The sequence below is a fragment of the Sporosarcina saromensis genome, assembly GCF_054901285.1.
The window spans coordinates 3,199,856-3,224,794 of the sequence record NZ_CM142738.1; the positions used below are offsets into that span (position 1 = coordinate 3,199,856).

General features: G+C 41.9%; 25 protein-coding genes and 1 other annotated feature. Of the genes, 6 read left to right on the forward strand and 19 right to left on the reverse strand.

Translation table 11 applies throughout. The features are described 5' to 3' along the window. Positions 1 to 112: 112 nt before the first annotated feature. From ytpR to ACVHUV_RS16330, 5 genes are all read right to left on the reverse strand, one after another. On the reverse strand, positions 113 to 718 hold the full coding sequence (gene ytpR, locus ACVHUV_RS16310) for a YtpR family tRNA-binding protein (protein ID WP_462085302.1): 606 nt from the start codon (positions 716 to 718) through the stop codon (positions 113 to 115). Continuing rightward, on the reverse strand, positions 715 to 1,530 hold the full coding sequence (locus ACVHUV_RS16315) for a DUF1444 family protein (protein WP_462085303.1): 816 nt from the start codon (positions 1,528 to 1,530) through the stop codon (positions 715 to 717). The genes ytpR and ACVHUV_RS16315 overlap by 4 nt, the downstream gene beginning before the upstream one ends. Before the next feature lie 66 nt (positions 1,531 to 1,596). Next, positions 1,597 to 2,112 (reverse strand): hypothetical protein, encoded by a 516-nt coding sequence (locus ACVHUV_RS16320; RefSeq protein ID WP_462085304.1) that lies wholly within the window; start codon positions 2,110 to 2,112, stop codon positions 1,597 to 1,599. An 87-nt stretch (positions 2,113 to 2,199) separates the two neighbouring features. Then, positions 2,200 to 2,721 carry a DUF84 family protein gene (locus tag ACVHUV_RS16325; RefSeq protein ID WP_462085305.1) on the reverse strand — a complete coding sequence of 174 codons (522 nt, stop codon included), beginning with the start codon at positions 2,719 to 2,721 and terminating at the stop codon, positions 2,200 to 2,202. Positions 2,722 to 2,785: 64 nt separating this feature from the next. Further along, positions 2,786 to 3,859 carry a M42 family metallopeptidase gene (locus tag ACVHUV_RS16330; RefSeq protein ID WP_462085306.1) on the reverse strand — a complete coding sequence of 358 codons (1,074 nt, stop codon included), beginning with the start codon at positions 3,857 to 3,859 and terminating at the stop codon, positions 2,786 to 2,788. A gap of 187 nt (positions 3,860 to 4,046) precedes the next feature. Here ACVHUV_RS16330 and ACVHUV_RS16335 point away from each other — a divergent pair, with 187 nt between their 5' ends. Further along, positions 4,047 to 4,361, forward strand: a complete 315-nt coding sequence (locus tag ACVHUV_RS16335; protein WP_317942768.1) for a hypothetical protein — start codon at positions 4,047 to 4,049, stop codon at positions 4,359 to 4,361. A gap of 53 nt (positions 4,362 to 4,414) precedes the next feature. Here ACVHUV_RS16335 and ACVHUV_RS16340 read toward each other — a convergent pair whose 3' ends face one another. From ACVHUV_RS16340 to pepV, 5 genes are read right to left on the reverse strand one after another with little or no spacing between them, the layout of a single operon-like run. Further along, positions 4,415 to 5,260, reverse strand: a complete 846-nt coding sequence (locus ACVHUV_RS16340; RefSeq protein WP_462085307.1) for a YtnP family quorum-quenching lactonase — start codon at positions 5,258 to 5,260, stop codon at positions 4,415 to 4,417. A 29-nt stretch (positions 5,261 to 5,289) separates the two neighbouring features. Then, positions 5,290 to 5,934 carry a tRNA (guanosine(46)-N7)-methyltransferase TrmB gene (gene trmB, locus ACVHUV_RS16345; RefSeq protein WP_462085308.1) on the reverse strand — a complete coding sequence of 215 codons (645 nt, stop codon included), beginning with the start codon at positions 5,932 to 5,934 and terminating at the stop codon, positions 5,290 to 5,292. An 18-nt stretch (positions 5,935 to 5,952) separates the two neighbouring features. Further along, the gene (locus ACVHUV_RS16350) at positions 5,953 to 6,933 is read right to left on the reverse strand and encodes a nuclease-related domain-containing protein (RefSeq protein ID WP_462085309.1); all 981 of its coding nucleotides are present in this window, start codon (positions 6,931 to 6,933) and stop codon (positions 5,953 to 5,955) included. A gap of 32 nt (positions 6,934 to 6,965) precedes the next feature. Next, positions 6,966 to 7,820 carry a D-amino-acid transaminase gene (gene dat / locus ACVHUV_RS16355; protein WP_462085310.1) on the reverse strand — a complete coding sequence of 285 codons (855 nt, stop codon included), beginning with the start codon at positions 7,818 to 7,820 and terminating at the stop codon, positions 6,966 to 6,968. A gap of 1 nt (position 7,821) precedes the next feature. Further along, a complete protein-coding gene (pepV, locus tag ACVHUV_RS16360) occupies positions 7,822 to 9,228 on the reverse strand; it encodes a dipeptidase PepV (protein WP_462085311.1) in 1,407 nt (468 codons plus the stop codon). Positions 9,229 to 9,493: 265 nt separating this feature from the next. On the opposite strand from pepV, the gene ACVHUV_RS16365 reads away from it, so the two are divergent. Further along, positions 9,494 to 9,715 carry a DeoR family transcriptional regulator gene (locus tag ACVHUV_RS16365; RefSeq protein WP_317943012.1) on the forward strand — a complete coding sequence of 74 codons (222 nt, stop codon included), beginning with the start codon at positions 9,494 to 9,496 and terminating at the stop codon, positions 9,713 to 9,715. 866 nt (positions 9,716 to 10,581) lie between these two features. Here the strand turns inward: ACVHUV_RS16365 and ACVHUV_RS16370 are convergent. Next, positions 10,582 to 11,286 carry a pseudouridine synthase gene (locus ACVHUV_RS16370; protein WP_462085312.1) on the reverse strand — a complete coding sequence of 235 codons (705 nt, stop codon included), beginning with the start codon at positions 11,284 to 11,286 and terminating at the stop codon, positions 10,582 to 10,584. A gap of 3 nt (positions 11,287 to 11,289) precedes the next feature. Continuing rightward, positions 11,290 to 12,906 carry a putative polysaccharide biosynthesis protein gene (locus ACVHUV_RS16375; protein ID WP_462085313.1) on the reverse strand — a complete coding sequence of 539 codons (1,617 nt, stop codon included), beginning with the start codon at positions 12,904 to 12,906 and terminating at the stop codon, positions 11,290 to 11,292. 241 nt (positions 12,907 to 13,147) lie between these two features. Here ACVHUV_RS16375 and ACVHUV_RS16380 point away from each other — a divergent pair, with 241 nt between their 5' ends. Then, a complete protein-coding gene (locus tag ACVHUV_RS16380; RefSeq protein ID WP_462086928.1) occupies positions 13,148 to 14,413 on the forward strand; it encodes a BaiN/RdsA family NAD(P)/FAD-dependent oxidoreductase in 1,266 nt (421 codons plus the stop codon). A gap of 799 nt (positions 14,414 to 15,212) precedes the next feature. Here the strand turns inward: ACVHUV_RS16380 and leuS are convergent. The 4 genes from leuS to ACVHUV_RS16400 all read right to left on the reverse strand — a co-directional run bounded on the left by leuS (position 15,213) and on the right by ACVHUV_RS16400 (position 20,648). Continuing rightward, the gene (leuS, locus tag ACVHUV_RS16385; protein WP_462085314.1) at positions 15,213 to 17,630 is read right to left on the reverse strand and encodes a leucine--tRNA ligase; all 2,418 of its coding nucleotides are present in this window, start codon (positions 17,628 to 17,630) and stop codon (positions 15,213 to 15,215) included. 75 nt (positions 17,631 to 17,705) lie between these two features. Further along, positions 17,706 to 17,921: a binding site (T-box leader), on the reverse strand. Between the two features lie 67 nt (positions 17,922 to 17,988). Next, entirely contained in the window at positions 17,989 to 18,636 is a 648-nt protein-coding gene (locus tag ACVHUV_RS16390) for a CoA transferase subunit B (protein ID WP_462085315.1), read from the reverse strand. Positions 18,637 to 18,654: 18 nt separating this feature from the next. After that, complete coding sequence (locus ACVHUV_RS16395; RefSeq protein WP_317942754.1) at positions 18,655 to 19,341, reverse strand: CoA transferase subunit A; 687 nt, start codon at positions 19,339 to 19,341, stop codon at positions 18,655 to 18,657. 131 nt (positions 19,342 to 19,472) lie between these two features. Next, on the reverse strand, positions 19,473 to 20,648 hold the full coding sequence (locus tag ACVHUV_RS16400) for an MDR family MFS transporter (RefSeq protein WP_462085316.1): 1,176 nt from the start codon (positions 20,646 to 20,648) through the stop codon (positions 19,473 to 19,475). Between the two features lie 245 nt (positions 20,649 to 20,893). On the opposite strand from ACVHUV_RS16400, the gene mnmM reads away from it, so the two are divergent. Next, positions 20,894 to 21,484, forward strand: coding sequence for a tRNA 5-(aminomethyl)-2-thiouridylate-methyltransferase MnmM (gene mnmM / locus ACVHUV_RS16405; protein ID WP_462086929.1), 591 nt, complete (start codon positions 20,894 to 20,896; stop codon positions 21,482 to 21,484). A 66-nt stretch (positions 21,485 to 21,550) separates the two neighbouring features. Here mnmM and ACVHUV_RS16410 read toward each other — a convergent pair whose 3' ends face one another. The 3 genes from ACVHUV_RS16410 to ACVHUV_RS16420 all read right to left on the reverse strand — a co-directional run bounded on the left by ACVHUV_RS16410 (position 21,551) and on the right by ACVHUV_RS16420 (position 23,496). Then, positions 21,551 to 22,273, reverse strand: a complete 723-nt coding sequence (locus ACVHUV_RS16410; RefSeq protein WP_462085317.1) for an SDR family NAD(P)-dependent oxidoreductase — start codon at positions 22,271 to 22,273, stop codon at positions 21,551 to 21,553. Between the two features lie 2 nt (positions 22,274 to 22,275). Further along, a complete protein-coding gene (locus ACVHUV_RS16415) occupies positions 22,276 to 22,824 on the reverse strand; it encodes a DUF4825 domain-containing protein (RefSeq protein ID WP_462085318.1) in 549 nt (182 codons plus the stop codon). A 111-nt stretch (positions 22,825 to 22,935) separates the two neighbouring features. Beyond that, a complete protein-coding gene (locus ACVHUV_RS16420; protein ID WP_462085319.1) occupies positions 22,936 to 23,496 on the reverse strand; it encodes a 3D domain-containing protein in 561 nt (186 codons plus the stop codon). Positions 23,497 to 23,620: 124 nt separating this feature from the next. Between ACVHUV_RS16420 and ACVHUV_RS16425 the strand changes: the two genes are divergently transcribed. Together ACVHUV_RS16425 and ACVHUV_RS16430 are read left to right on the forward strand one after the other, a co-directional pair. Beyond that, on the forward strand, positions 23,621 to 24,136 hold the full coding sequence (locus ACVHUV_RS16425; protein WP_462085320.1) for a GNAT family N-acetyltransferase: 516 nt from the start codon (positions 23,621 to 23,623) through the stop codon (positions 24,134 to 24,136). Positions 24,137 to 24,223: 87 nt separating this feature from the next. Then, positions 24,224 to 24,886, forward strand: a complete 663-nt coding sequence (locus tag ACVHUV_RS16430; protein WP_462085321.1) for a GntR family transcriptional regulator — start codon at positions 24,224 to 24,226, stop codon at positions 24,884 to 24,886. The last annotated feature ends 53 nt before the right edge of the window (positions 24,887 to 24,939 follow it).

Below are 24,939 nucleotides of genomic sequence, written 5' to 3' on the forward strand. Positions count from 1 at the left end.
CTATCACTCTTTTCACGACGATCAGTTTATTTTAACAGGTTTTTGCTCGTTAAATCAATTAGATGCCTAAAATAAGAAAAACGTACTGCGTGAGGCAGTACGCACGGAACAATTAAAATGTAAAAGCATTCCCTGTTTCTGAGTCTGCTGGAAGGACTAATATCCCTTTTTCTTCAGGTGCATTTGGTAAATTAAGTTCTTTAGCTGAACAAATCATACCAGAGGATGGAACTCCTCTTAACTCCGCATCTTTAATAATCATACCCGATGGCATAACAGCACCCACTTTTGCAACAACAACTTTTTGACCAGCATCTACATTTGGGGCTCCACAAACAATTTGCAGTTTTTCTGATCCGACGTCTACAGTACAGACACTTAATTTATCTGCATTCGGGTGTTTTTCTTTCTGTTCGACATACCCAATTACGAATTTTGGTGAGAGATCCACTTCTAGCTCCAAACTTACTCTGTTCTTGTCCAACGCATCTTGGACTTGCTTAACAACTTCCTCTGTCAATTCAACTTGCCCGTCCACTTCAACTTTCAGGAATTCGGAAGCATTGAACACGTTAAGAGCAACTACTTCTTTCGTTTCAGCATCTTTTATGAGTGCTACGTCATTTACTTTTTCAGTTTCAACTTCTGCCGGCCGATTTGTTGTCAATTGAATCATGAGGACATCGCCGACACCTGTTTGATTGTAAAATATATTCATTTGTTTTCTTCCTTTCGTGTTACCCTGTTTTTCGCCATTATAAAGATCGGTTCCATTTTGCCATTTTCATATATAAATGACAAGGATGTAATCGGGACCGTCCCGACTGTGAAAAATTGCATCGTCATTTGAGCAAGGATATCATAACCCGTGTCGTTTCGAATATCTCCGATAATTAGGACGTCTTGATGAGGTACGGAAACGGTCATGTGACCATCGATTTTTTGTTCCATCTCTCTCAAAAAAGCAACATTCAAAATCCGACTTGCATCATACCCATCTTTGTTGTTAACAAAATAAAATACATTTCCTGCGACTTCATCTCGTTTCACCTCTGTCGGTAGTGAGCGCACTTTAAAAAGTGCAGATTCTATAATTTCTTGCTCACTCACACCTAATGAAGCAATCATCGTTTCATCGATTAATCGATAAGTCGTCCCAAGATCGAGTGCATAGAAAATTCTTGTTTCAGCTGTGTGATTTTTATAAATAAATGGATCGCCCGCTTTTGATGTTAACGGAAAAGAAGTCGATCGAATAACTGGATAAATGACTGTGTTTTGTAGGAATCCTTCTGCTAACTCCTTTTCCATTGCCGTAAATGTTTCTTTGATTGTATAAACTACTTCACGGATAGATGCCTCACCATCCGTTTCATATTTAGCCAGAATTTCAGGAAGCGAAATATCCATTCCTTTATTTAACACAGTATGCTCTAAGCGGACTTTGTCGTTTTTCCGATCAAAGTTCCATTTAAATTCGTGTGATGGCAATTTTCCTTTTAAGATTTCAACCAGTTGAGCAGATTTCATTCACCTCATCCTTTCTGTCAAAAATAAACGGCCGCTCGTCGAATGTATCAACGGTGACCGCTTTAATTATGCGTCTTGTTCAATAGACCGGACAATTTCCATCATGCGCGCCATGTTCGTTTCGATATCTTTCAACTTAGAAATGGTCGTCATTTTAACACCACCGACACTTGCAATCAGCTCGACTTGGTCTTCTGCTAATTGGACGATCGATGCGAAACCAAAGTACCCTTCATCCGTAAAAATCGCTTCAAAACGCTCATTCACTTCTGATGTGTCGAGAAGGTCATAAAATAGACGACTTTGTCTCGTTTCATTGGGATTAATGAACAGTATGAACGTTTCATCCCCTTTTTTCATGACGATGTTTTGCGCATCAGATGACTCTTCAATTGTAAATCCTGTAGGTTTATATAGAGAGACGCCTTGAATTTCATCATTTCTTTGTTTATCATGCAACTGGAAGGCCTCTTTGGCAGCAAGTAATCCATCATCCGCCATTTCGTCGACATTTTTCCCGCATGCAGCTAATACACCAATTGCTATACTTAGTAGGAATAATAATTTCCAAAAGCGGAACATTCAAGATCCTCCCATCATTACATGTTAATTTTACTAAATATCATTACCATTTTAAAGTTTCTAAGCAACATATGCAAATATCGAGTTTTAGTGAGATGCTCTTCCATATTTATATTGCCCAATGATCAAGCGCATGACATGTTCAAACATTGTGTCCCTTGTGACGACATTTGCGGTAAACATGCCAACTGCCCCTTCACTGTGGGAAATTCCTTTTGCATGAAAATACGCATCTACGACTTCGCCCAATTCTTTGCCTGCCAAAATCTCTGATGCAATCTCTCTTGGCAAAAGGATTTGCGCGCCACCCGCTGTAAACGTTTGACCTGTAGGCAAAACGAGTGCTCCCCAATTACAAAGATAAAGTTCATCCTCCAACGTACGAACGCCACCTTCAAGTCCAATTCCGATTGCCCCTTGTTTTGTAGCTGCGGCATTTTTTGCTCTGTTCACTGCGCCTCTTCTCGTCTCCTCATCTCCAATTGGTTGATTGCTGACTTGTGAGGGTACATCTGCAGTAACGAAATTGCTTGACGGAAAATGTTCAGAGATGATAGCTTTTACCGCCTTCACTTTTGCTGGATTCATTGACCCAATGACAAACTCCATTTGACCACTCCTCGTAGATGAATAAAGACCATCCTTCATCACACAGAAAGGATGGTCCCATTCGTTACACGTTCTTTTTGATTGTTTCCACAGTTGACTTATCACATGCTTTGACCAATTTCACAAGCAGTTCTTTTGCCGCTGCATAATCGTCTGTATGGATAATGGATGCAGCCGTATGGATATAGCGAGAGCATATTCCGATAACTGCGCTTGGCACACCTTCATTGGAAACATGAACTTGTCCTGCATCTGTACCACCTTGCGAGATGAAGTATTGATAAGGGATATTATGCGTTTCAGCCATATCGAGGATGAACTCTCTCATCCCCCGATGTGTTACCATTGTGCGGTCTAAAATCCGGAGCAATGTACCTTTACCTAGTTGCCCAAATTCGGATTTATTGCCAGATGCGTCATTAGCAGGACTTGCATCTAACGCGAAGAACAGATCTGGATTGATCATCCGTGCTGCAGTTTGCGCTCCTCGTAGTCCAACTTCTTCCATTACATTCGCTCCGGAATAAAGTGTGTTTGGCAACTCTGCTCCATGCACTTCTTTCAATAGTTCAATGGCTAATCCGCAGCCGTATCGGTTATCCCATGCTTTCGCCATAATCTTTTTGTCATTTGCCATTGGTGTGAATGGGCAAATCGGAACAATTTGTTGACCAGGGCGGATACCGATTTTCTTTGCATCTTCTTTATCATCAGCACCAATATCAATTAACATGTTTTTAATGTCCATTGGTTTATTGCGGACTTCATCGCTTAACAGATGTGGAGGGATTGAGCCGATAACACCGACGACTGGACCTGCATCCGTAATTACTTGTACGCGTTGTGCAAGTAATACTTGATTCCACCATCCTCCTAATGGTTGAAAACGAAGCATTCCGTTGTCCGTTATGGCCGTTACCATGAATCCGACTTCATCCATATGACCTGCAACCATAATTCTCGGACTGTCCTCTGCTCCTTTGCATACACCAAAGATGCCACCTAAATTGTCCTGGATAATTTCATCTGAATACTTCCCAAGTTCCTCTCGCATATAGGCACGGAGCATATGCTCATTTCCAGGTGCTGCTGGTAACTCCGTCAAAGTTTTAAACATTGTCAGCGTTTCGTTGTTCATAGTAATAAGCCCCCAATTTGATATGTACTATGTCTAGTATAGAGCAGTAGTCAGAAACTTTCCATTAAGAATATTTAGGTTGGCGAATTAATTTTTCTACGGGTTCTCCCATTCAGATTTCACGAAAGTTAAAAATAAAAAGGAATTATGGTACACTTGAAGAAGATTAGTTGAGGGGGTTTCACACATGAAAATAAAAGATTTCGCGGCAGGCATATTAACAGGTGTTGCAGCTGGAATAATTGTCAATCAAGCGTTTCAGAAGATGAACCCGAACACACCGGCAGAGGATGTCTTACATGCTGTAAAAGAGGCTTTTAAAAAGGAAGGTCCTATTGATGGCTCGTGGATTGTTATGAAGCCTGAACCTTTCACGAACAATGTCTTAACGATGGACGTCTACCGTGGCGGCATTTCACGTATAAAGAATGGAGAGCTTGAACAATACGAATTCGCCGCAAACGCGCAAACAGGCACAGTCGTCGAGTTAATTCAAAAGTGAATGGTTGTATGAAAAAAGTAGAGAGGAGCGTTCGCCCTCTCTACTTTTTATGTTTACTTCGTTCGTTCAAGTGACGCAACGATTTCTTTACCGCTTTCATCCCACTGAACAAGCCGATACACAGCGTCATGATAAAAGATAAATTTATAGCCGTTTACTAATGCTTCTTTCATGATTTTTTCTTTTGCAAAAATCGATGTCATTGGGTAATCATCGTAAGCTAATACCCACAACGGATTGCTGTGCGCATGTGTAGGCATGATATCAGCCATATGGACAATCGTTTCTCCGTTTTGCGTTAGTTTGATAATACTATGGCCGTCACTATGACCACCCGTATGAATCATCTCAACACCTGGTAAAACCGTCACTTGTCCTTCAAATGTTTTCAATTGTTGTTGAATCGGCTCCCAATTCTCTTTCCAGTACGTGTTTCGTGAGCGAATGTTTGGATTCCGCATTTCATCCCACTCCACTTGTGAGACAAAGATATCAGCATTCGGAAAGATGGACACAAGTTCACCATTTTCCCAACCTGTTAAACCGGCTGCATGGTCATTATGTAAATGAGACATGAGAATGATGTCGATATCATTCGGCTTCAAACCAAGCTCGGCTAAACTTTCTTCTACTTTGGTCTCCGCACGAACACCTAGATTGCGTTTCATTTTATCGGATAGTTTCCCTTTTCCAATGCCTGTATCTATTAAGATATGCTTACCTTCATAGGCAATGTAAATTGGATCGGTCCGTAATTCAATTAAGTTTTGTTCATCGACTGCATATTTTCGTGACCACAACGCTTTCGGTACAACACCAAACATTGTGCCTCCATCGAGATAGTTGACTCCCCCATCGAGCCAAACAAGTTTCATATCATGAAATACATACGAATCCATCATCATACGCCCCTTTCTCATTCCCTATTTCAGTTGTTATAGACCGCCTCTAAACGATAGATCGGTTGCCCTTTCGCTGAGAACTTCTCCTCGTATTCGGTCATAATATTATCCTCCGGCATTTCAGCATGCAAATCAAGTGATACATCAAGCAGTTGCATCCCGTATGTTGACATTGAAACAAGAGAATACTCAAACAGCTTACGGTTGTCGGTCTTAAAGTGGATTTCCCCTTTGGCTTTCAACACGTTTTCATAGCGTGCCAAAAACGACTCGTGCGTCAACCTTCTTTTGGCATGTCGAGTTTTTGGCCATGGATCAGAGAAATTCAAATAGACCCTGTCCAATTCACCCGCTCCAAATAATTGTTCGAGGTTTGCACCATTTCCTCTAATAAGTCGTAAGTTCGACGGCTTGTCAGCCTCTATCACTTTCTCTAACGCTGATACAATGACGTTATCAAAGTGCTCAACCCCAATATAGTTAATATCCGGGTTAGCAAGCGCCATGCCGATAACAAACTGGCCTTTACCCGTTCCTACTTCAACATGAATCGGTTGTTCATTGCCGAAGATTTCTTTCCAATTAATGTTCTTTCCTTCTTCTTCAAGGATCAAGACATCCGGGTGTTCACCCATAAAATCTTTCGCCCATGGTTTATTTCTAAGTCGCATAGTTGTTAGCACTCATTTCTATTCATTAATATCCATCTGTTCTTCTTGCTCGTCAAACAATCTACTTGAAGCAGTTGTTTGTGTTGTATCCAATAATACTTGTGCCGCTTTGAATTGATTAAACTTCATCGGAATCGTTGACCTCTGTAATGCACCGAACCAGTCTGCAAACGAGCGTCTATCGACAATTTTTGTGTCAAAAGGAACTGCTGGGTAATCAATATAGCCATTCTTCGAAACGATGAATTTCTTCACAGGAAATTGTATGTTCTGCTCTGCGAAAATGCTCGAGACAATTTTCTCCATACGATTTAATCCGATTAAGGGGTTAACGAGTTTTGTTTCTCGATCACCTATTTTTTTCGTCCAAAAACGGTCTCCAGTCCCGATGAATGCAGATGCATCTTCACCTTCTAGTACAGTTATGCATAAACATTCAAGCGGAGTGATCAATAAAATATCCAGTTCGACAGGTGCTTTTTTCACTTTCAAGACTGGGTAGTAAAACAGCAAATAACTATCAGGGAGTTGTTGTGTGAAACTCTTTAATAGAGAGTCACGCAGGAACTTTGCATCTAATCGTGAGTGCTCTAACATCGTAGAGCTCGCCCATTTTAATTGGAAATGGAACAATTGGTCCATATAGAGTTTTTTTAATTGTTCAAGGTTCTCAGGTTTATAAATGATGGAAGGATTAAAGTCAAACAACTCTTTTTCATCTTGTACTTCTGTTTCAATGTCGACTTCAATTTCCTCCTCCTGTTGATCTTTCTTTTTCAGGAGCCGGAAGAAGGGGGAAAACCATTTCCCTTCTTCCGGTTGTTGTTCAGGCTCCATTACTGCTTCTTGTTGCCACATCGTTAAATCCTCTTCATTCAACCAACGCATTTTCATGCGCTCCCAATGGGAAGTTTTCAAACGAATATACTGCGTCGGATAACGAGATAGATCATTTTCATAGCGAGAAACATAATCAAGCAGTTTAACGAGCTGCGCCAAATTCAATCACTCCGATCAGCCGGTAATCTTCATTAGTTTCCTGTTACAAAAGCAGGAATGCGTAATGCAAATGCAGCTTGCAATTTTTTCGTAATTGGACCTGGCATCCCGGTTCCTATTTCCTTATCATCCAACTGAATAACAGGTGTCACTTCCGCAGTTGTAGACGTAATGATTAATTCATCCATCTCAAATGCTTCTTGTGGAGTAAACGGCTTTTCAACTACAGGTATTCCGTTTTCTTCACATAACTGTAAAACAACTTGTCGGGTAATGCCATTTAAAATAAGGTTCGTCGCAGGGTGTGTATAGACAATACCATCTTTCATACCGAATAGGTTTGATGACGATCCTTCTGTAATAATTCCATCACGAACAAAAATTGCTTCTGCACAACCTTCTTCGTACGCTTCTTGTTTCGCCAATACATTTCCAAGTAAATTTAAACTTTTAATATCACAACGTAACCATCGAACATCTTCAACTAATTTGGCCGCAACCCCCTTTTCCAAGTTCGTCGTCGGTCTTGGATTCACAAGACCATAACCTGTTACGACAACAGGCACACTAAAATCAGAGAACTGGTGAACACGTGGGGCTGCTCCACGGGTCACTTGTAAATAGATATGGCCAGTGCTAATTTCATTCGCCTTTACTAACTCTTTCGCCACATCAATCAACTGTTGCTCTGAATAAGGGATTGTCATTTTTATTTTTTGTGCACTTTGGAACAGACGTGCAATATGTTCAGCTGCTGTAAACAACGATCCATTATACACTTTTATCACTTCATAGACGCCATCACCAAAGTAATACCCTCGGTCATCTATAGAAATGTTCACGTCTTCCTTGCTCAAGAACTGCCCATCAATAAAATACGTCGTCATGCTATTCCCCATCCTCTTCTTTTGATGCTAGACGGCTGATCGCCGCTGCGTAAATGGCTGTCGCTTTGATTAAGTCCTCAATATATACATATTCATCTGCTTGATGTGCGACATCCTCTCTTCCAGGGAAAAGCATTCCGAATGCGACACCTTTTTCAAGCACACGTGCATACGTACCTCCACCAATTGCTAACAGCTCGGCTTCTTTACCGGTATGTTCGGTATAGATCGCTTGTAGTGTTTGGATAAATGGATCATTTGCATCTACATGATGTGGTGTTGAATTTGATTGCACGTCTAAACGGAATGTAGAGTCCTTTAAGCGATCGATGCAAGTCTTAATTTTCTCATCGAAAGGATAGGTCACTGAATAGCGCATACTCACTTCAATCTTAGCGCCTTCTTCAGGTGTAAACGATACAATTCCTGCGTTCAACGTTGTATCGCCTGAAATTTCATCATTGAAAGCCAATCCTAAATAACGACCTCTTGTTTCATTGCCAAACGCATCCACCATGAATTGGGTAAAGTCTTTGGACGGACCTTCTGTAAAGATTTTATTCAAAAACGCAGCTAACAACACTGCTGCATTCACGCCGTTGTCAGGTTCCATTGCATGAGCAGATTTCCCATGGACGGTTATATCAATGATTCCGTTATGTTCAACTAGTGAAAAAGCGAAATCCTGAAGATTCATGTAGCTTTCAATTTTACCCTCAATGGCAGACAAATCCGCTTTAAACTTCGCATGTGCAAGATCAGGTACCATATTTGTCCGATCACCAGATGTAAATGCCAGAAGTTGTCCATCTGCGTTTTCCACGTTTTGTGTAAACTCGAGGCTCGCAATTCCTTTTTCTGCGTGAATAATAGGGAAATCAGCATCAGGTGCAAAACCAATTGTCGGCATTTCCTCTTTCTCAAAGTACCGGTCAACACATCTAAAACCACTTTCTTCATCGGTTCCGATAATAAGCCTCACCCGTTTACCGAGTGGTATGCCTGCTTCTTTCACGAGTTTCATCGCATGCCAAGCTGCCATCGTCGGTCCTTTGTCATCGATTGCCCCTCGACCGAACAACTTACCATCTGCAACGGTTCCTGCAAACGGTTCATAGGTCCAATTCTCACCTGCTGGGACGACATCTACGTGACAGAGGATACCGAGTAACTCTTCCCCTTCTCCCATTTCAATATGACCTGCCATGTTATCAATATTTTTTACGGTAAAGCCTGCTCGCCGACCTTCTTCCAACAGCCACTCTAAAGCACGCTTCGGTTCTGGTCCGAACGGCGCATCACTCGTTGCTTGTTCTTCATCCAAAACCGATGGAATGGCGAGTAAGGTTTTCAAATCATGTATCAGATAATCTTGGTGATTCAATGCTTTTTCGTCCCACTTCGTCAATGCAAGCACCTTCTTTCTTAATAACCTATTTTTACACGTTCCGCTTAGAAAATAAAGGACAAAACTTTTCATACAAAGTATTCACAAAAAATTCATGTACGATTAACAAAAATGATGTATACTTATATTGTCAGAACATTGCATCTGACGCAACGTTCTGATGAAGGGAGTGCATTGTCGGAGGCGATTTCAACTCATAAAGGTAACATTCAACAGTCTCATGCCCATTGTTTTGGAAAATGAAGATGAAGGAGTGGTTTCCCAGTTGAATCCAGCTACTGATCGTATGCTCACTCGCATCAAGGACGTTTATTTATATATCCTTGATCGAGGAGTCGTCACTACAGAAAACGTTGTCGAGGAATTCGGCATCACCAACCGCACAGCACAAAGGGACCTGAATGTCCTCGAATATAACGATCTCATCACAAGCCCCGCTCGCGGTAAATGGACTACAACAAAGAAAAAAGTGAAATTAACCTCCTGACAACCCTAAAAAGCGAAGGGCGCTCGCATAGGCTCGACAAGCGCTGGAAGGCCGATCGGAAAGGCGCTCTTTGCCTTTTTGATCGGCCTGAAGCGACTCGAGAGCCTAGCGCCCGCAGCTGGATTATCTAAAAAGCGGAGGGCGCTTGCACAGAGGCGACAGGCATAAGGCGAAGATGCGGCGTGGCGCCCTTTGCCACAAAGCAGCTTTGACTTATGACCCCGAGCCTCTAGCGCCCGCAGCTGGATTATTAAAAAGCGGAGGGCGCTTGCTCAGGCTCGACAAGCGATGGAAGGCCGAGCGGAAAGGCGCCCTTTGCCTTTTTGCTCGGCTTGAAGCGACTCGAGAGCCTAGCGCCCGCAGCTGGATTATCTAAAAAGCGGAGGGCGCTTGCTCAGGCTCGACAAGCATTAGAACGCCGATCACGCACTACTTCTATAGTAGTGATAAAACAGTTTTTTATACTAAATAAATCCGACAGGAGGATATAAATGACCCCTGACTTCACTACGGATATGGTGAATTTTTTCAGTATAAATCTACTCATTATTTTTGCAAGGATTATCTTATCTGGAATACTTGAAAACAAAAAAGAAATCGTGACTACAGTTTGCGACCTGCTATTAACAATAGTTGTTTACTTTTTCACGTTTAGACAGCGGGAATTTATAGCAGACAATTTTGGCAAATCTATTTTGTTTGGTTGCTTTTAGTAGGGTTGCTCGTACTTAATGTTAAGGATATTTATGTGCTCATTAAAGCCAATAAGACGAAAGCAAAAAAGCAAGAGTTCTAATACCCTTGCTTTTTTGCCGTTTAGCGAATCAATAGTTTCACAAACACTACTAGTACTACACCTGTCATTTTTATAGCAACAAGTTTATTTCCTCATCCGTTAGTTCACGACACTCTCCTAATGCAAGTGATTCATCCAACGTCAACTCACCCATTGTCATTCGCTTGAGATAAATCACTTTCTTTCCGACCGCCTCAAACATTCGCTTCACTTGATGGAATTTCCCTTCAGTAATCGTCAATTCGATTTCTGAGATAGGAGCCGACTTTAGGATTTTCAGCATTCCAGGCTTCGTGAAATAACCATCTTCCAATGTAACGCCTTCTGCGAAACGTTCAACATCCTCTTGGTCGACAACCCCCTCAATATGAGCGTAATACATCTTCGGCACTTCCTTTTTAGGGGATAACAACTCATGTGCCAACTTGCCGTTGTTCGTCAGCAACAATAACCCTTCCGTATCTTTGTCAAGCCGCCCAACTGGGAACGGTTCAAAATGTCGGTATTCATCATCCAATAAATCGATAACTGTCCGGTCCCGATTGTCTTCCGTGGCAGAAATGACACCTTGTGGTTTGTGCATCATCAAGTAAATGAATTCCCGGTAAATGATACGCTCACCTAATATGGATACCTCATCTTGTTCAGGATGAACATGTAGCGCCGGATCTTTAACAGGGACACCATTCACTTGGATGGCACCTTTCTTCAGTAAACCTTTCACTTCTTTACGAGATCCAAATCCCATATTTGATACTAATTTATCTAAACGCATTTATTATCCTCCTAAACCAAGCTTTCTTGTGATTCTCGTCAAACGATCGCCAAATAACTTTTGTGCAAGTCCCGACTTCAGCGACAATGCACCATAGATGACAACACCAACGAAAGCACAAATTAATACATAAAGTAAGGCCTGCATTTTACCATCTACGGGACTGAATGCAAGTAGTCCCTTCAACGTAAAGTGAACAGCTATAAACATGATTACATTGAAAATCCCGATCAGTATTAGCCTTCTAAACACCATTTTGAATTGATAGTGCAGAACTCTCGAGATCACATAAATATTAATCCCCACTGCAACTGTGTACCCAATTGCTGTTGCAGCGATTGCACCGTTCACTTCGAAAAGCTTGATGAGCGGGATATTCAAAATCATTTTTACGAGCAATCCAGCGAGCGAAGTGAATACTATCCACTTATGCTTATCAATCCCCTGTAGGATGGCTGCGGTAACAGTGAATAGTCCGAATAGAATCGCAACCGGAGCATATGTTGCAAGGACATCTGCGCCAACCGGGTTATCACTATAGAAAAATGTATAAACTTGATTTGAAAGAACGATGAGCCCAAGAACCATGGGAGCAGTGAGAAACAGCATAATTTGATAAGTTTGATCGAGCGATCGCGTAATACCTTTTTGGTCATTTTTTGTGTAAAATCTTGTAATAACCGGAATCAATGCCATCGAGAACCCAGTCGCGACCATAACAGGAATCATAACAATTTTATGTGTTAAAAAGTTGAGCATCGTAAAATACGTCTTCGCAACTTCTTCTCGGCCAATCGACTCCATTGTCGAGTTGAATGTAATCATATCGACAAATTGGTAGAGTGGATTGACGACACCGACAAGAACAAATGGGATTGTATAACCAATGACTTCTTTATACATATCAATGAACGTAACATCGCTTGCTGGTGGACTACTTTCATATAGCTGGTTAAATTCCGGCTTGTATTTTAACCAGTATTTGTATAAAACTACTAGACCAGCCAAAGCACCAATGAAGGCTGCAAAAACTGCAAATTTAACAGCTATCCGTGGGGAAAGATCTAAAACATTTACGACGATAAACGCACCAAGAAGTACGACAATGATTCTGACGATTTGTTCAATAAGCTGCGAAACGGATGTCGGTTCAAACTTTTGATTTCCTTGTAAATACCCTCGGACAATACTCATCAGCGGCACGACAAGCAACGCGTAACTCACCCAACGAATGACAGATGTAACTTCGGCAATTGAAAAGTCTTTTTCATCATTTGTGATAACTAGATGTGCAATCGGTTCTGCCAAAAAGAACAATACTAAAAACGACAAAATGCCAGTCATCACCATGACAAGCATCCCTGATTTCATTAACTTCCGTCCGGTCGCATAATCTCCGACTGCATTATATTTCGAAACAAACTTCGAGATGGCCAGCGGTGCACCTGAGATAGCAACTGCTAACGCCAAATTATAGGGTATGTAAGCATATTGGTATAAGCCGATATTTTCTTCTCCAACAATTGCATAAAACGGGATGACGTATAATAAGCCCAACGCTTTTGATAAAAAAAGACCAATTGTTAAAATGGCCGTACCTTTGACAAGATTTGATGACATGTAAGATCCTTCCAATCTATAGAACTTTTCCATTGAAGCTACTTAACAGTTTACCTCCAGCTCGCTCATTACACAATGATTAACTAGGACTAACAGAATACAAGTGTTTACCCTAATTTTATATAAGAAAAACGATTCATTACGAAAGACATTGCTCACAGACACTTATACTGTACGTATGTACGTGTTGAATTGACACATCATGTATAATGAAGAAAAAACCGAAAGTGTGGTTCCAACTATGTATGACGTCATTATCGTCGGCGGGGGTCCATCAGGCTTGATGGCGTCCATCGCTGCGGCAGAGCATGGCAATAAAGTGCTGTTGCTCGACAAAGGAAAAAAACTCGGCAATAAATTATCAATTTCAGGTGGTGGGCGTTGCAACGTGACGAACCGTCTTCCACTCGAAGAAATTGTGAAAAATATACCTGGAAATGGCCGCTTTCTATACGGTCCGTTCTCTGTTTTTAACAATGAAGACATCATTGCATTTTTCGAAGGACTTGGCGTACCGTTAAAGGAAGAAGATCACGGACGGATGTTTCCTGTTTCGAATAAAGCAAAAGATGTTGTAAATGCCCTCTTACAAGAAATGGAACGCCTTCACGTTGACGTGCAACTGTCCACACGCGTGAAAAAACTCTTAATGGATGATGAGCGGATATTGGGCGTCCGTCTTGAAACCGGTGAAGAAATCCGAGCAAACGCAGTCGTTGTGGCTGTAGGCGGAAAAGCAGTGCCCCAAACCGGCAGTACAGGAGATGGCTATCCATGGGCTGAAAAAGCAGGACATACCGTAACGACACTTTACCCGACGGAAGTTCCATTACTTTCCAATGAACCATTCATTGAAACGAACGAGTTACAAGGACTCGCACTCCGTGACGTCGCGGTTTCCGTGTTAAATGCAAAAGGCAAAACACTTGTTACCCACCAGATGGACATGCTTTTCACCCACTTCGGATTAAGCGGTCCAGCCATTTTACGTTGCAGCCAGTTTGTCGTGAAAGAACAGATGAAAAACGGCAAACAACCCGTTGACATGCGAATCGACTCTCTTCCTTCTTTGAATAAAGAAGAGACGTTCCAGACGATTCATGCGATGTTAAAGGAAGATCCGAAAAAAGCAATCAAAAACAGTTTGAAAGGCATAGTACCCGAACGTTGGCTCCTCTTCCTTTTCGATCAAGCCGGCATTGATCATTCAGACGTTGGAGCAGGACTTTCCAATGAAAAAATACGGAAACTTGCTAGCTTACTTAAAGAATTCCCAATGACCGTGAACGGCACACAACCCATCGAAAAAGCGTTTGTAACCGGTGGAGGAGTTTCCACAAAAGAGATTGAACCAAAAACGATGGCGTCCCGTAAAAAAGCCGGGCTTTACTTCTGTGGAGAAATTTTAGATATTCACGGCTACACGGGCGGCTATAATATTACATCAGCACTTGTCACAGGAAGAATTGCCGGAATGAATGCAGGCGCATTTGCCGAAAAACAGTAAGTGCACATACGTTAACACCAGGGAAAAAGCGCCCTGGTGTTTTTTGTTGTTATGTATTGAACGGCTTTCTAGCATGAAAGTTGCCTTCTCTTGTATGCGACTTATGGTTAATTGATAAATGAGTTTTTATGAGATGCTTAGACGTATAAACCGGCATTCTATTATTCGCGGAAATCGTTATCACCGTTTCGAAGGTGGTTATCACCGATTCTCGGACCGTTATCACCGGTTCTCGAGCGTTTATCACCGATTCTCAGGCAGTTATCACCGATTTGGACCAGTTTATCACCGATTCGCCATTTTTCAGTGGAAGAAGCAATCTAAGGAGCGGGCATTTCACGTTACCACCGATTCAGGCGAGTTTACCACCGGTTCTCGGCTCGTTACCACCGGTTCTCACCCATTTACCACCGATTCAAGCAACTTTACCACCGATACTCCTTTTCCAAGTGAAATCAAACGCTCATCCTCGATCTTAATTTGCGTTATCACCGCTTACACGTGTTTTATCACCGCTTGTCTGACCGTTATCACCGCTCAGCGACAATTTATCACCGCTTGTCGGCCATTTATCACCGCTCATCACCGTTTTATCACCACTTTTCCAATTAATGTAACACTATTACTTATAAAAATTGACAATCCAACACATTCAGTAGCTAGTAAGCAATTTCACAACACATCAACACCTACCCCTTCTCCTAAACTTCGCGATCACACACTCTCTAACACCACTCCAACAAATTCCACATGCAAAAAAATCCGCGGAAAAGGCATATACCCTTTCCACGGACTCAATTCATCCTACCGCAACAATGTTTACTAATCTTCCAGGAATCGCAATGACTTTCTTCAGCTCTTTCCCTTCAATCCATTGTTTCACTTGCTCATCTTGCAATGCTACTTTTTCAAGGTCTTCTTTTGAAATATCTTTCGCAACCTCAATTTTCGCACGGACTTTCCCATTGATTTGAACGGCAATTTCCACAGTATCGTCTGTCAGTTTTGACTCATCGTAAGTCGGCCAAGCGACATACGCAATTGATTCCGTATGGCCTAACTTCTCCCAAAGTTCTTCTGCAAGATGCGGAGTGATTGGCGAAATCATAATGAGGAAGCCTTCAACAAATTCTTTCGGAATTGAATCAGCTTTATAGCCTTCATTAATAAACACCATCATTTGAGAAATCGCTGTGTTATTGCGCATTCCTTCAAAGTCTTCCGTTACTTTCTTGACGGTTTGGTGATAGATTTTTTCAAGTGATCCACCTGGTTCGCCACCAATTTTCGAGCTAAGTGTGCCATCTTCATTCACGAACAAACGCCAGATCCGATCAAGGAATCTGCGTGAACCTTCAAGACCATTTGTCGACCATTCTTTGGATGCATCAAGTGGTCCCATGAACATTTCGTATAAACGTAGTGTGTCCGCGCCGTGTGAATGAACGATATCATCAGGGTTAATGACATTGCCGAGTGATTTGGACATTTTCACATGCCCTTCTCCTAAAATCATTCCTTGGTTGAATAGTTTTTGGAATGGCTCTTTCGTTGGCACAACACCGATATCGTAAAGCACTTTATGCCAAAAACGTGCATACAACAAATGAAGTACCGCGTGTTCTGCACCGCCGACGTAAATATCAACCGGTAGCCAACGTTCAGCAAGCTTCGGATCGATTAGCATTTCCTCGTTATCCGGATCGATATAACGTAAGTAGTACCAGCAGCTTCCTGCCCATTGCGGCATCGTATTTGTTTCACGACGACCCTTCATTCCTGTCTTCGGATCAACGACATTTACCCACTCTTCGATATTAGCAAGTGGTGATTCACCTGTTCCGCTCGGCTTGATATTGTCCGTTTTCGGCAACATCAATGGCAATTCGGACTCATCTACTGCTGTCATCGTACCATCTTCCCAATGGATGATTGGAATTGGTTCACCCCAATAACGTTGTCTCGAGAACAACCAATCACGTAGACGATACGTAATTTTCTTTTCGCCTTTGCCTTGCTCTTCAAACCATGCAATCGCTTTTGCAATTGCTTCTTCTTTATCCAGACCGTCAAGGAATTCAGAGTTAATATGCTTCCCATCGCCTGTATACGGTTCTTTGGATACGTCGCCACCTGCAACAACTTCAACAATCGGTAAGTTGAACTCAGTCGCGAATTCGTAGTCCCTCTCGTCATGCGCAGGAACCGCCATGATTGCACCTGTGCCGTATGAAGCAAGGACATAATCTGCAATCCAGATTGGCATTTTTTCACCGCTCGCAGGATTAACTGCATACGCGCCCGTGAATACACCCGTCTTCTCTTTTGCTAAATCTGTTCGTTCTAAATCACTTTTCGTCTTCACTTTATCCAAATACGCTGCGACCGCTTCCTTCTGTTCAGCCGTCGTAATTTTATCAACAAGCTTATGCTCTGGTGCTAACACTGCATACGTCGCACCGAAAATCGTATCCGGACGCGTCGTAAATGCTTCAAATGACAAATCTGTTCCGTCAATTGCAAACGTCAATTGCGCGCCTTCCGAACGGCCAATCCAATTGCGTTGCATGTCTTTCAAGCTTTCTGACCAATCTAGGTCATCCAAATCTTCTAGCAACCGATCAGCATATTCCGTTATACGCAATACCCATTGGCGCATCGGACGACGTTCAACCGGGTGGCCGCCACGTTCAGAAACACCGTCAATCACTTCTTCGTTTGCTAGGACTGTTCCTAACGCTGGACACCAGTTAACAGGCACTTCGTCGATGTACGCCAATCCTTTTTTGTACAATTGGATGAAGATCCACTGTGTCCATTTGTAATATTTTGGATCCGTCGTGTTCACTTCACGGTCCCAATCATAGGAAAAGCCAAGATCATTCATTTGGCGTTTGAATGTTGCAATGTTTTTCGCTGTAAATTCAGCAGGATCATTCCCTGTATCAATTGCATACTGCTCAGCTGGCAAACCAAACGCATCCCAACCCATTGGATGCAACACATTGTAGCCTTGCTTTCGCTTAAATGAACTTAAAATATCCGTTGCAATATACCCGAGTGGATGACCGACGTGCAATCCCGCACCGGAAGGATAAGGGAACATATCAAGTGCATAAAACTTCGGTTTTGTTTCATCATCGACCAATTTATACGTTTTATGGTCTTTCCAATAGTCCTGCCACTTCTTTTCAATCTGTACATGTTTATAACTCATTCAATTCATTCCTTCCCATTGACACGATTTGCGCACGGCATTTTGGGAATAAAAAAACTCCCGTCCCTTAACAAAATAAGGGACGAGAGGTATTGTTACTCCCGCGGTGCCACCCAAATTGACGACGAGGTCGCCCAACTTGATTCCTTAACGCGGAAAACGGCACCAGCTACTGATCTTTCACCGATACAGGCTCATAGGCGAGTTCATCGATCCGTCATACAGGCTTGCACCTTCCGCCTGCTCTCTTGAATGACTAAAGCGATTACTATTCCTCTTCAACGCCAACGCTATTTCATATCATTTTATTGTAGTGTACCCGATAAAGTTCCGAATTACAACTAATCATTTCAAGGGATTACGCTAATTCTTTGACAATCAATTCCGCTTCGGTAGAATCAATAACATCTTGAACCGTAAAGCCTTCAAATACTTCTTTCAATTCCAAGCCGTCCGGTGTCACTTCTATTAACGCGCGCTCGGTAATAATCTTATGCACGACACCCTTACCCGTTAATGGAAGTGTGCATTGTTTCTTAATCTTCGGGGATCCATCCTTTGCGGTATGATCCATGATGACAATGATCTTCTTTGCGCCATGCACGAGATCCATCGCACCGCCCATGCCTTTAATCATCTTGCCTGGAATCATCCAATTCGCCAAGTCACCTTGTTCAGAAACTTCCATACCTCCGAGAATTGCCACGTCTACATGGCCTCCGCGAATCATTGCAAATGACTCAGCACTATTGAAAAAGGAGGAACCCGGAATCGTTGTCACGGTTTCTTTCCCCGCATTAATTAAATCTGGATCGACTTCTTCTTCCGTCGGATACGGCCCAATCCCAAGTAACCCGTTCTCTGATTGCAGAACAACCGTCTTGTTGTCTGAAATGTAATTAGCAACGAGTGTCGGCATCCCAATTCCAAGATTGACATAATCGCCATCTTTAATTTCCTTTTCTGCCCGTCTTGCAATCCGTTCCCTGAAATTGATTTTCGTCATCGTGAACATTCCCCTTCCTTATCGAGTTGTCAGTCTCTCAATCCGCTTTTCTTGTTTAGCCTGCAACAGACCTTGTACATAAATGCTTGGTGTATGGATCATTGCAGGATCAAGTTCTCCGATTTCTACAAGTTCTTCCACTTCTGCTATGGTCACACGACCTGCCGCTGCCATCATCGGATTAAAGTTTTGAGCCGTTTTGTTATAAATGAGATTTCCGATTTTATCCGCTTTAGCCGCTCGAACGAGAGAGAAGTCTGCTACTAACGCTTCTTCGAGAACATATTCCTTGCCGTTGAATGTACGAATCTCTTTGCCTTCAGCTACAGTCGTTCCAACCCCTGCTGGCGTGTAAAATGCTGGAATTCCTGCACCACCTGCTCGGATTTTCTCCGCTAACGTTCCTTGTGGCGTCAGCTCTACTTCAATTTCTCCAGCTAACACTTGGCGTTCAAATTCTTTATTCTCACCAACATAAGACCCTATCATTTTCTTAATCTGTTTTTCTTTTAATAAAAGACCTAATCCCCAGTCATCTACGCCACAGTTATTCGAAATGATTGTTAAATCCTTTACTCCTTTTTCAACAAGCGCCAAGATGAGCTGTTCAGGGATTCCGACGAGACCAAATCCCCCCACCATTAATGTTGCCCCGTCTTCAATTTGTGAAATCGCTTCCATCGCTGTCGAATAGATCGGTTTCATTTCGCGTTCCCCCTTCAATTCAGTAAATGGTTCTCTCTTCATTTAATCAAACTATTTCGTAAGACGCAATCTTCTAAACTGAAAACCGGGAAATCAATATCGATTTCCCGGTTTGATAACTCCTATTCTAGCTACTCTTTCTGCTCGAAATTTCGCAATGGACGATCATACAACACGGTTGTCAGCAAGGTAAACGCCATGAAGCTCGTCAGTATGAGTAGCATAATTTTCATGTCATACATTACAACAAGCACTCCACCTGCCCACGGACCAATCATCCGACCAATTGTGGCTGCCGAGTTAACAATTCCTTGATAAAAACCGTCTCTGCCTTTCGGGGCAAATTGGCTAGCAAGCGTCGGAATCGTTGGCCATACAATCATTTCACCAAATGTCAGAATAACCATTGACACGATGAACATTTCAAACGTCTCCGCAAAACTGACAACAATAAAAGAGAGGGTAAAAATGCTTGTGCCAATGAACATTTGCATTTTCAACTGGTGCTCCAACCGCTTAATAAGGGGTTTAATCAGCGGCTGCCCTAAAACAATCAGCAACCCGTTTATCGTCCAAATGAAACTATATTCCCTTAGTGAAATGCCAAGAGACAAAGCATGTGTTGAAATCGTTGTGGCCCATTGAGAATACACAAGCCATGTAATCAAATACCCTGACACAAGGATGAGCAAAGCATAAAAGGGCGCTTTATGTTTGATTCGTCCGGCTTCCCGAATGACATCCGTATGACGGTCCGGTGCGATATCAAGGTTTTTATAACCGAAATACGCAATCCCTAAAAACACGATATAAAATACCAGATTCGCAAAAAATATATAATCGATATGAACAGATGCTACTAATCCCGCTAGTGCCGGTCCAATGGCGACACCTACATTTTGAGCAAGGTAAATGGCATTAAATGCTTTTCTTCCACCTTCCGGCCAAACAGAACCGACCATGGCAAACATACTTGGAAAAATAATGCCGCCACTAAATCCTAAAATCGTCAAAAAGATGATATATGGATACCAACTATGATCATAGACAAGATAAACAAGAGCTATGATGGACAGTACAATTCCTGCCATAATGGATTTAAATCCGCCTATTTTGTCAAATAAAAAACCACCGAGCAGATTTCCGACAACGCCTGCCCCGGCATTCGCCATGAGGACAAGACCGGCAACCGCCAATGACTTATCAAGGTATTCATGCATATAAATTGTATTTAACGGCCATAGAAATGAGTTACCAATAACATTCACTAACATCCCTATGACGAGCAGCCAAACTTTTTTAGGCAATGGCAATCGCCTCCATTCCGATCATCTTCGTTATGACTTCGGGATTCTTCAATATGTCTCAGAATAGACAGTGAGGAAAATCCATTTACAGTCAATATTTTGAGTGTATGTCTTTTTTCCCGCATTCACAAGATAATCAGAATAAGTTTCACAATTCAGATGATGCCATTTCATTGCCACATGTTACAATGAAGGTGCTCATTTGATCAATAAAAAACAGGAAGAGGTTCATATACATGCGTCAAATCCGATTACATAGAGTTTTACCATTCGCGAAAAGGTTGCTAGCCGAAACCGTAGTTGCAGGAGAAACCGTGGTCGATGCAACGGCCGGTAATGGAAACGATACCGTTTTCTTAGCGGAGTTAATTGGTGAAGAAGGAAAGGTATTTGCATTCGACATCCAACAAGCCGCTCTACGCGCAACGAAAGAAAGATTGGCTGGCTTGGCTAATCGAGTCGATTTGGTGTTAGATAGCCATGCACATGTGGACCGATACGTGCAAAAGCCTATCGGTGGAGCGATGTTCAACTTAGGGTACCTTCCTTACAGTGACGATCCAACCATCATTACAAAACCCGAATCCACTATTGAAGCGATTCATAAACTCCTTGCACTGTTAAAAAAAGGTGGAATCATCACTGTATCTGTCTATGACGGACACGAAGGCGGACCACAAGAGCGAGATGCCTTACTCCAGTACGTAAAAACGTTACGGCAGGCGGACGTCCATGTTATTCGATACGAATTGTTGAATCAACGAAACAACCCACCATTCTTGATTGCCCTAGAAAAAGTCCGAGAGTTTGATGAAGTAATTCTAACGGAAAATTAAGTAACCGCGTAGGGACAATGTAGATTTTGTCTCCACGCGGTTTTAATACATACTGATTCGGTTACGTTAGATTTCTCGAATATCCGCAATCGGACAGAAAGAACGGAAGTCCTTGCGATCTAGCAAAGCAATCAATTTACCCGCGACCTCTCCTGCACTACTCAACTTACCTTGTTCCTTATAATCAACAAAGCGGTCAAGCAATGGAAAATCCGAGGCATCACTCGAACGAATTGTTTCTTGCATCCCGGTGTCTATAATACCTGGAGCAATGGACATCACATCGACAGGATAGGTTGCAGATTGCTGTTCGATTGCAGCGACTCTTGTGAAATGGTCTAATCCTGCTTTAGTCGTACAATAAACACCCCAACCTTCATACGCATTCCTTCCCGCTCCAGACGAGATAGAAACAATACGCTTTTGACCACGGAAGCTCTTCAACTTTGAAATGAAAGCATTTGACAATACCATCGGAGCTGTCAAATTCAACGCGATAGCTTGCTCCATCTGCCTAGCAGTTACCGTTCCAATTAGACCAATCGGCTCTACAGTTCCAGCGTTATTAATCAAGGTAAATGAGGTCGCTTTCTGTTCATATTCTTCAATAATTTGATGAATCGTGTCTTCTAAGTTGTCGGTTCGGGTTAAATCAGCCTCAATGAATTTCACAATCCCCGGTGTTTTCGTACGAGCAACGCCAATTACTTCATGTCCTCGTTCTGTTAACTGCTGGCACAATTCAAACCCAAGCCCTTTTGAAGCACCCGTTACAATATAAATATCCATTGTCATTCTCCTTCCGTATAAGCGGCTAGCCACTCATTCAGCGATGAATCATCTAATCGTTGTTGCACCTTCTCTTTGAAGTTCGACGGTTCGCTCAACGTTGTAAAATCGTCTCCAAACCACTTCTCCACTCGATCCCGAGTCACCTTAAATGATTGATCTTGGAATTTCAATTCTATTTCTTGAAGGTTACCAATTAACACAAATGCAGCAGTTGTATTATAAATTACCGCCTGTTCAGCAATACCATCCAGATCGGAAGTAGCTATCGGATAATGAACGAGGAGATAAAAGCGATTCAAATCCATTTCAACCGTCCCTTTATGTTCGTTCAACGGCAAAGCTTCAAAGAATGCATTCGTATTTGATGCATCTCCCATATAGGTAGTTCGAAAAGACAGCATTTTTTCGTAATCATGCGTTAAAGGATCTTGCTGAAGCTTCTCCTCACCGACTTTAGCCTTGTCTGGAATTTCAAAGTAAGCAATCCATATGTATATTGGTACAACAAGCAATATAAGTAGACCGATAATCATTCTGCGTTTATCCATTGCCATTCCCCCACTTACCCGTTTCCTACTAGTTTACCACGAATATTTGATAAGTTAAAAAAATAGTAAAAGCCAACCCCTTTATCATTTAAGGGATTGGCTAAACAGTTCTTATTTTAGAATCTTTATTTTCACGTCTTTACGTCCCCACTTGAACGCTTCGCTTTTTGTTGGGAAAAAGACGTCAATTTTATTTCCTTTAATCGCGCCGCCGATATCTCCTGCTACCGCATACCCATATCCTTCCACGTAAACTTTTGTCCCTAATGGAATTACTGATGGATCGACCGCGATGACTTTCGCATCTGGATTGCGTTTTAGATTAATGCCAGTTGCAGTAATTCCAGAACAACCGTTACAATTGGCAGTATATGCACTTGCTGATACCGTTAATTCTTTTACCTCATTACTTTCATTGGATCTCGATGGTGTTTTACTTGCAGCTTGTGTTCCACCATTTGTAAGTTTTAGAGCTTGCTTTGGAAAAATCGTGTTTGATGTTAATCCGTTCCACGCTTTTAGGTCTGTTATCGAAATGTTGTAAGCTTTGGCGATGCTGTAAAGGGTGTCACCTTTTTTGACTGTGTACGATGAAGAAGCGGCAAAACTTTCGGTCGTTCCACCGATCAATAAAACTACTGTAAAAATGAACGTCACAATATGTTTTTTCAAGTTTTCTACTCCTTACTTTTTAGTCTATCCATAGATTATCAGCCTTATATTACAGCGACGTTACAAAATATATCCATTCGCATTACAAATCCTAGCCAATTATTACAAGAGGAGGCGCATTAATTTGACGGAACTTTCAATAAGAAAGGCAGAAATACATGAAGCAAAACACTTATCCCACTTGCTTTCAATGTGTCAATGGTTTACTTATGAGGATCTTTATTCAAGCGCTTATATTGAACGTCTCATATTGAAATATTACAATGTCGAACGGATTAAACAGGAAATTACAACAACCGACAGAAGCTGGCATGGCTACGTCATTGCTGAAAGTCGTGGGAAAATCGTTGGTGCAATTGGTGGAGGAATGATTGATGAAACTACAGGAGAAATATACGTCTTCTATGTAGATCCTAAGGAGAGAGGCTTAGGTGTGGGGACAAGGCTGTTGAATTTCTATACAAAACTTCAAAAGCATCTGTATGGTGCAAGTGAACAGAAAGTTGCAGTGGCCAAAGGGAACAAGTATGGCATCCCTTTTTATGAATCAAGAGGATTTACATTTTCACACGAAGATCTTGCTTATGGTACCTCCGAAGAAGAGCATGACATATCGTTAATTTATAAACGAAAGATCTAAATGCAATATATTGCATATCTCCACTTTCCATAAACAGTTATTTCCTGTATACTTAAACTACAAATTGCAGCAGGAAGGTGACTGTATATGCCGATACCTTCGGAACATCAAAAAACCGCACGTAAAACAGCAAAAGAAAGCGCATTCAATCAACTTCAACAATGGATTATTGATGGGACCTTACAACCTGGTGAAAAGCTGAATGATGTAGAATTGGCAGACGCACTCGGTGTAAGTAGGACACCCATCCGCGAATCGCTTCAATTATTGGAAGTACAAGGTTTCGTTAAAATGTATCCCGGGAAAGCAACACAAGTTACGGAAGTGAATAAAGACTCCATTAATGATCTTCTGCCTCCATTAGCTGTATTACAGGCTCTAGCAGCAGAATTAGCAATTCCCCAGTTACAGGAAGAATCGTTACGAGAACTTGTCCAAACAAATGAACGATTTGCGCAAGCTGTTCGATCAAAAGACTATTATTCTGCCTTAAAAATTGACGAGGAGTTTCATCAGATAATTGTCGACATTGCATGCAATCCATATATACATCAAATCATCTCTTCGTTGCAGACACATGTGCGACGGCTCTTCTTCTTGAACTCCATCATCTTAACGGAAAAATCGATTGATGAGCATTCAAAGATCATTGAGCTCTTGAAAGAAGGAAAGGCGGATTTGGTTTCATCAGTCATGCGCGAGAATTGGCTCAGAGCGATTGATGAATTTCGCTCATTGGAAACAGAGTAATTGAAGATTTTAGGGAGTATGCCACAATACAAAATCAATCGAGCACTTCCTGA

What these genes read in the sequence shown, in the direction of transcription:
- ytpR (WP_462085302.1), bottom strand. Translation starts at nt 718, where the DNA reads ATGAATATATTTTACAATCAAACAGGTGTCGGCGATGTCCTCATGATT.
- ACVHUV_RS16315 (WP_462085303.1), bottom strand. Translation starts at nt 1,530, where the DNA reads ATGAAATCTGCTCAACTGGTTGAAATCTTAAAAGGAAAATTGCCATCA.
- ACVHUV_RS16320 (WP_462085304.1), bottom strand. Translation starts at nt 2,112, where the DNA reads ATGTTCCGCTTTTGGAAATTATTATTCCTACTAAGTATAGCAATTGGT.
- ACVHUV_RS16325 (WP_462085305.1), bottom strand. Translation starts at nt 2,721, where the DNA reads ATGGAGTTTGTCATTGGGTCAATGAATCCAGCAAAAGTGAAGGCGGTA.
- ACVHUV_RS16330 (WP_462085306.1), bottom strand. Translation starts at nt 3,859, where the DNA reads ATGAACAACGAAACGCTGACAATGTTTAAAACTTTGACGGAGTTACCA.
- ACVHUV_RS16335 (WP_317942768.1), top strand. Translation starts at nt 4,047, where the DNA reads ATGAAAATAAAAGATTTCGCGGCAGGCATATTAACAGGTGTTGCAGCT.
- ACVHUV_RS16340 (WP_462085307.1), bottom strand. Translation starts at nt 5,260, where the DNA reads ATGGATTCGTATGTATTTCATGATATGAAACTTGTTTGGCTCGATGGG.
- trmB (WP_462085308.1), bottom strand. Translation starts at nt 5,934, where the DNA reads ATGCGACTTAGAAATAAACCATGGGCGAAAGATTTTATGGGTGAACAC.
- dat (WP_462085310.1), bottom strand. Translation starts at nt 7,820, where the DNA reads ATGACGACGTATTTTATTGATGGGCAGTTCTTGAGCAAGGAAGACGTG.
- ACVHUV_RS16370 (WP_462085312.1), bottom strand. Translation starts at nt 11,286, where the DNA reads ATGCGTTTAGATAAATTAGTATCAAATATGGGATTTGGATCTCGTAAA.
- ACVHUV_RS16375 (WP_462085313.1), bottom strand. Translation starts at nt 12,906, where the DNA reads ATGTCATCAAATCTTGTCAAAGGTACGGCCATTTTAACAATTGGTCTT.
- ACVHUV_RS16380 (WP_462086928.1), top strand. Translation starts at nt 13,148, where the DNA reads ATGTATGACGTCATTATCGTCGGCGGGGGTCCATCAGGCTTGATGGCG.
- leuS (WP_462085314.1), bottom strand. Translation starts at nt 17,630, where the DNA reads ATGAGTTATAAACATGTACAGATTGAAAAGAAGTGGCAGGACTATTGG.
- ACVHUV_RS16390 (WP_462085315.1), bottom strand. Translation starts at nt 18,636, where the DNA reads ATGACGAAAATCAATTTCAGGGAACGGATTGCAAGACGGGCAGAAAAG.
- ACVHUV_RS16395 (WP_317942754.1), bottom strand. Translation starts at nt 19,341, where the DNA reads ATGAAACCGATCTATTCGACAGCGATGGAAGCGATTTCACAAATTGAA.
- ACVHUV_RS16410 (WP_462085317.1), bottom strand. Translation starts at nt 22,273, where the DNA reads ATGGATATTTATATTGTAACGGGTGCTTCAAAAGGGCTTGGGTTTGAA.
- ACVHUV_RS16415 (WP_462085318.1), bottom strand. Translation starts at nt 22,824, where the DNA reads ATGGATAAACGCAGAATGATTATCGGTCTACTTATATTGCTTGTTGTA.
- ACVHUV_RS16430 (WP_462085321.1), top strand. Translation starts at nt 24,224, where the DNA reads ATGCCGATACCTTCGGAACATCAAAAAACCGCACGTAAAACAGCAAAA.